Source organism: Streptomyces sp. S6 (genome assembly GCF_054880855.1).
Window position 1 is genome coordinate 1 of record NZ_JBTYMC010000445.1, and the last position, 4,073, is coordinate 4,073.

The 4,073-nt window shown below is 72.2% G+C and carries 5 protein-coding genes and 1 pseudogene; 2 read left to right on the top strand and 4 right to left on the bottom strand.

Annotation, left to right across the window (positions count from 1 at the left end; translation table 11 throughout):
* Both ACVNF4_RS33265 and serB read left to right on the top strand, forming a co-directional pair.
* The coding region (locus ACVNF4_RS33265) for a streptophobe family protein (protein WP_461806598.1) at positions 1 to 519 on the top strand (519 nt) is incomplete at its 5' end.
* Between the two features lie 129 nt (positions 520 to 648).
* A complete protein-coding gene (serB, locus tag ACVNF4_RS33270) occupies positions 649 to 1,869 on the top strand; it encodes a phosphoserine phosphatase SerB (protein WP_461806599.1) in 1,221 nt (406 codons plus the stop codon).
* 112 nt (positions 1,870 to 1,981) lie between these two features.
* Here serB and ACVNF4_RS33275 read toward each other — a convergent pair whose 3' ends face one another.
* The 4 genes and pseudogenes from ACVNF4_RS33275 to ACVNF4_RS33290 all read right to left on the bottom strand — a co-directional run.
* Positions 1,982 to 2,497, bottom strand: a complete 516-nt coding sequence (locus ACVNF4_RS33275) for a SixA phosphatase family protein (protein ID WP_461806600.1) — start codon at positions 2,495 to 2,497, stop codon at positions 1,982 to 1,984.
* Positions 2,498 to 2,612: 115 nt separating this feature from the next.
* Positions 2,613 to 2,819 (bottom strand): hypothetical protein, encoded by a 207-nt coding sequence (locus ACVNF4_RS33280; RefSeq protein ID WP_461806601.1) that lies wholly within the window; start codon positions 2,817 to 2,819, stop codon positions 2,613 to 2,615.
* Between the two features lie 175 nt (positions 2,820 to 2,994).
* Positions 2,995 to 3,111, bottom strand: a complete 117-nt coding sequence (locus ACVNF4_RS33285; protein ID WP_281404311.1) for an SGM_5486 family transporter-associated protein — start codon at positions 3,109 to 3,111, stop codon at positions 2,995 to 2,997.
* A gap of 163 nt (positions 3,112 to 3,274) precedes the next feature.
* Positions 3,275 to 4,073, bottom strand: a pseudogene (locus ACVNF4_RS33290) (MFS transporter); the annotation flags it as partial.

The window sequence follows — 4,073 nt, forward strand, 5'->3', positions numbered from 1 at the left end:
GACGGCGTCGCCGTCAAGTTCGGCTCCGGCACCGGGAATCTGATCACCGGAGCACGTCTCTACAACAACTCGGATGACGGGATCGACCTCTGGTCCTTCTCCTCGCCGGTCGCCGCCGGCGGGGGTGCGCGGCGGTTCGTCGCCGGGTGCGCGGTGCGGCTCGGGGTGGTGACGGGGGTGGCGCTCGCCGTGCTGGCGTGGGTGACGGTGGTGTCGGTGGACGCCGGGTTGTCCGTGCTGGGGGTCGACGCGGTGGGGGCGGGGCTCGAACTGCGGGGGGATGTGCTGGTGGCGGGGTTGCTGGGGGTGGCGTGGGGGGTGGGGGCCGGGGCGCTGGGGGCGTGGCTGGCGTGGGTGAGCGGGGCGGCGGGGAAGGGGGCCGCTCGGGTGGTGGAGGGGGGTGGGGGGTTCGGTGGTTCCGGTGGCGGTTCCGGGGAGGGCGGGCCTTATGCGCCTCGGCCCTCGTACCGGGCGCCGCATCCGGAGACGAACCCCTATCTGCGGAAGCCGGAGGTGTGACAGGTACGCGGCGAGCGGTGAATATGCCGGGGTCGGCCGGGTGTAACCCTCCCGTCGTCCACTGTTCCCCGTCCGACAGCCGGACCGGGGCGGCACGCCCCACGACGTGCCGGTTACGGTGTAGGGACCATGAGCGATACGCAGACGCAGGCTCCGTCCTCTGACGTCCCCACTCTTCTCGTCAAGATCTTCGGCAAGGACAGGCCGGGCATCACGGCCGGACTGTTCGACACGCTTGCCGCCTACTCGGTCGACGTGGTCGACATCGAGCAGGTGGTGACGCGGGGCCGAATGGTGCTGTGCGCGCTGGTCACCGAGCCGCCGCGCGGCCTGGAGGGCGAGCTGCGGTCGACCGTCCACAGCTGGGCCGAGTCGATGAAGATGCAGGCCGAGATCATCTCCGGCCTCGGCGACAACCGCCCGCGTGGCCTCGGCCGCTCGCTCGTGACGGTCCTCGGGCACCCCCTGACGGCGGAGGCGACGGCCGCGGTCGCCGCGCGGATCACGAAGGCCGGCGGCAACATCGACCGCATCTTCCGGCTCGCCAAGTACCCCGTCACCGCGGTGGAGTTCGCGGTGTCCGGCGTCGAGACGGAACCGCTGCGGACCGCGCTGGTGACGGACGCGGCGGCGCTCGGCGTGGACATCGCGGTCGTCGCGGCCGGACTGCACCGGCGGGCCCAGCGGCTCATCGTCATGGACGTCGACTCGACGCTCATCCAGGACGAGGTCATCGAACTCTTCGCGGCGCACGCCGGCTGCGAGGACAAGGTCGCCGAGGTGACGGCCGCCGCGATGCGGGGCGAGCTGGACTTCGAGCAGTCGCTGCACGCGCGTGTGGCGCTGCTCGCCGGGCTCGACGCGTCGGTGGTGGAGAAGGTCCGCAGGGAGGTCCGGCTGACGCCGGGCGCCCGGACGCTGATCCGTACGCTGAAGCGGCTCGGCTATCAGGTCGGGGTCGTCTCGGGCGGGTTCACGCAGGTCACGGACGATCTGATGGAGCGGCTCGGGCTGGACTTCGCGCAGGCCAACACCCTGGAGATCGTCGACGGGAAGCTGACCGGGCGGGTCACCGGGGAGATCGTCGACCGGGCGGGCAAGGCGCGGCTGCTGCGGCGGTTCGCGGCGGAGGCGGGGGTGCCGCTCGCGCAGACCGTCGCCATCGGGGACGGCGCGAACGACCTGGACATGCTGAACGCGGCCGGTCTCGGCGTCGCCTTCAACGCCAAGCCGGTCGTCCGCGAGGCCGCGCACACCGCGGTGAACGTGCCCTTCCTCGACACGGTCCTCTACCTGCTGGGGGTCACCCGCGAAGAGGTCGAGGCGGCCGACACGCACGACGAGGACTAGGACTGAGCAGTCGGCTTTTACGAGAGCCCGGTGCCGCTGTGAGCGGGACCGGGCTCTCGGGGTTCCGGGGCGCTTCGGGCCGTGGCCGGTTCGGCCGGCTCGGCTGGTTCGGCTAGTTCGGCGCCCAGAACTCGGTCAGCTTGCCGACGCCGTGCTCGACGCTCTTCCAGGAGCCCTCGAAGGTGAGGACCGCGAAGGCGGAGGTGGGGAAGCCGGCGCGGTTCATCCGCGCGAGGGTGTCGCCCTCGGCCTCTCCGGCGAGGGCGTCCGCGAGGGCGTGGATGCCGGGGTTGTGGCCGATCAGGATCAGCTCACGCACGTCGTCCGGGGTCTCGTTGAGGACCGCGATCAGTTCGCCGAGGGACGCCTCGTAGATCCGCTCCTCGTAGACCGTCTTCGGGCGCTCGGGGAGTTCGTGGACCGCGAGTTTCCAGGTCTCCCGGGTGCGGGTGGCGGTGGAGCACAGAGCCAGGTCGAAGCTGAATCCCGCGTCCGCCAGTCTGCGGCCCGCGACGGGGGCGTCCTTGCGGCCACGCTCGGCGAGGGGCCTCTCGTGGTCGTCGCCGTCGTTCCAGTCGGCTTTCGCGTGTCGGAGGAGGACGATCTTGCGGGGTTCTTCAACGCTCATGCTTTCCAGCTTCGCATGAAACAGGCCACCGGGCTCGGGTAGTTGACAGGTGGGGTTGCGGGGACTCGGGAGGTGTGCGACCTGCGTGGAAGGCGCGCGGGAGCGACCGGCCGGGCTAACTCGCCATCAACTGCTGGACGCGCTCGACGAGTTGGGTCAGGGTCGGGTGCGAGGCCGCCGCCTGGGCGTCGGAGGGGTCGAGGACGAGGCCCAGCAGGGTGAAGAAGGCCAGGACCGGGAGGGCGATGGCCCACCAGGGGATGCGGGTGTCCGAGCCGCCCGTGGTCGCCGGGTGGGGGCGGGTGTGGGAACGGGCCGGCATGGTTCCTCCGCAGCGCTTCGAGTGGTCCCGTGGCCGCTGTTCGCGGCCACAACTCGAAGGTACGCAGTGTGCAAGCCCTCGCCCATCCGGACTTCCACCCACTTCACCCTGACCCTGACCCCCTAGGGGATGGGGGGTTACCCCCACCCTTCCGGGGGCTCGGGACCCCTCTGGATCAGGGCGAGGCGATCGTGGCGATGACGGCGATCACGACGAAGATGGCGAGGAACGAACCGAAGACGATGAGCATCTTCCGCTGGCCGTTCTGCGGATTCGGGTCGAGCAGAGGCATACGACCAGTTTCGCACCCGGTGATGTCCGGGGCCGGGTCGGGGTGGGCCGGGGGCCGTGGGAGGGGGTTCGGGGAGTCAGGGTTCTCTCAGGGTCGGGTCAGGGTCGCAGGGCGATTCGGGGGTGCGGGGCGATTCGGGGGAGGGCGGGGGCCGTCGTCCCCGTCAGCGCGCCAGCTCCTCCTCGACCGTGCGGTTGCGGCCCGCCAGGACGCCGACCGCCGTCTGGGGGATCAGGAGGAGGGCCAGCAGGATCAGGGGGACGTGCCAGCCGCCGGTGGCCTGGTAGAGGACGCCGATGAGGAGGGGGCCGGGGATGGAGATGAGGTAGCCGGTGCTCTGGGCGAAGCCGGAGAGCTGGGCCACGCCCGCGCCGGTCCTCGCGCGCATGCCGACCATCGTGAGGGCCAGCGGGAAGGCACAGTTGGAGATGCCGAGGAGGAGGGCCCAGGCCCAGGCGCCGTCGGCGGGGGCGACGTACAGGCCCGCGTATCCGGCGAGCCCGCAGGCGCCGAGCGCCACGACGATCGGGCCCTGGTGGGGCAGCCGCGTCGCGAGCCGGGGGATGACGAACGCCAGCGGCACCCCGAGGACCATCGTCACCGCGAGCAGCAGCCCCGCGGTGCCCGCCGACACCCCGGCGTCCCGGAAGATCTGCGCCATCCAGCCCATCGTGACGTACGCGCCGGTGGCCTGGAGCCCGAAGAAGACGGCGAGCGCCCAGGCGGTACGGCTGCGGGTGATCCGGAGGGGGGCCGGTTCAGCGGCGGGTGTCGCCTCCCTGCCGCCGGACGCCCTTTCCGCGCGCGCGGGCACCGGTGCCCCACCGGAGGACTCGGGTTCTGACGCCGTACGCGCGCGTGCACCCGCGCCGGACGCGTCCCTCTGCCCCACATCCTCCCGCGCGCGTGCCCCGCTCCCCCGCCCCAGCAGCACCCACGGCACCACGGCCACCCCCGCGACC